The 1,811-nt window shown below is 57.0% G+C and carries 2 protein-coding genes; both read left to right on the top strand.

What is annotated here, in order from left to right:
- A partial coding sequence (locus tag DW151_RS10345) for a DMT family transporter (RefSeq protein ID WP_370448028.1) occupies positions 1-1,011 on the top strand: 1,011 nt, incomplete at its 5' end.
- A gap of 225 nt (positions 1,012-1,236) precedes the next feature.
- The coding region (locus DW151_RS10340; RefSeq protein ID WP_147330331.1) for a PTS sugar transporter subunit IIC at positions 1,237-1,811 on the top strand (575 nt) is incomplete at its 3' end.

Below are 1,811 nucleotides of genomic sequence, written 5' to 3'. Positions count from 1 at the left end.
TCATCGGCGCGTTCTTCGGCGTGCTGGCGTAAGGGCCCGGCCTATTATTTGCCCCCAAGGGAAACGGCGACCCATTGCGGTCGCCGTTTTTTATTACCGAAGGCTAGTTGGAGGTGCTTCGTGATTCGATCTGACAATCCACCCGATAATGGCGTGAGCGGGGCGATGTATCTATTTGGCACGGCGCTCTTGTGGAGTTTTATCGGCATCCTCGTTCGCGCCAATTCGCAGTCAGCTCTTTTGATCGGTGCCGTCACGGCAATATTTATGGCGCTCTTTATCCTGCTCGTCGGCAGACCCGTCCTTCGCGTCAGCCGTCTTATTGTCCTTGTGGCCGTCTGCAACTTCGTGACGGGCACCACGTTTAACTTTGCCAACCAGCTCACGACGGTCGGCAACGCGATCGTTCTGCAGTACACCTCGATGATTTTCGTTATCGTGTATCAATCGCTCGCAACTCGCACGTTGCCCTCGCCTGCGAAGATTGCCTCCGTGGTGGTTGCTTTTACGGGTATGGGACTTTTCTTTTTAGGTGATTTGAGCGCTGAGGGCATGCTCGGAAATCTGCTTGCCGTCATTTCGGGCGCCACCTTTGGGCTGTGTTTCTTTTTAAACTCTCGCCCCGATGCGTCGCCCATGGTGTCCTCGCTCATCTCCTGCGGCATTTCGATACTTCCGATCGTCTATTTTGCCGGCGACCTAGGCTCCGTGAAACCCTTTGAGTGGGGGCTTATGCTGGTGCATGGCCTTTTTTGCAGCGGCCTTGCGAGTGTGCTGTATGCCAAGGGGATTGCGCGCACCAACGCGTTTGCGGCCAACTTGGTTTGCATGAGTGAGGTCGTGCTCGCTCCCTGCTGGTCGGCGCTCCTCTTTGGCGAGGTCTTTCGCTGGAACGAGTTTTTGGGCGCAGCGATGATCGTTTTGGTGATTGTGGCCAACTTGGCATCCGATGCTTTTGGCGACGGCTTTCTGGTGGCGCTTGTCCGCCATCGAAACAAAGAGCGTGCCTAATGGGATGCGCCTGCCGTTTACGGTAAAAAACACCCCGCTGAGCGACTGGTATTAAATAAGGCGAACCTGCATACCTATAATTGGTATCAAATCATTTGTGCCTGGCATGGGTGTTAGCAGCACACCAGGTACGCTTCGAGCCGTGGAATCGAACTCCCGGAATTGATATCAACAACGCGCGCGACGGGAGTGACGACGGTTCGAGATTCCTTATTGGGAGGAATTATGCTTGTCCAAGCAATCCTCGTCGGCTTAGTCGGAGCGTTTGGATGCCTCGACTACCAGCTCGGCACCCTCTACGCGTTCCGCCCCATCGTCCTGTGCCCGCTCGTGGGCCTGGTGCTGGGGGACCTGCAGACTGGCCTTGCCGTTGGCGCCAGCCTGGAGTTGCTGTTCATGGGCTCGATTTCCATCGGCGCCTACGTGCCGCCTAACGAAACCGTCGGCGGCGTGCTCGCCTGCGCGTTTGCCATTCAGCTCGGTCAGGGTACCGAGACGGCCATCGCGCTCGCCATGCCCATCGCCGTCCTTGCGCTGACGATCGGCAACATTACCAATGCCTTGTTCCCTGTGTTTGTCGATATGGCAGACAAGTTCGCCCTCAAGGGAAACCTCAAAGGCATCTACGCCGTTCATTGGGGAATTGGAATCTGGGGCTGCGTCGAGTACTTCCTGCTGTGCGGCGGCGCCTTCTATTTGGGTTCCGACGCCATCCAGGGCCTGCTCGACTTCATCCCGCCCTTCATCATCGACGGTTGCGGCGTTGCCGCCAACATCCTGCCGGCCATGGGCTTCGCCAT

Origin of the sequence: Collinsella sp. AM13-34 (assembly GCF_003473055.1) — a bacterium.
Lineage (GTDB): Bacteria > Actinomycetota > Coriobacteriia > Coriobacteriales > Coriobacteriaceae > Collinsella.
This window is presented reverse-complemented; position numbering and strand designations above follow the sequence as displayed.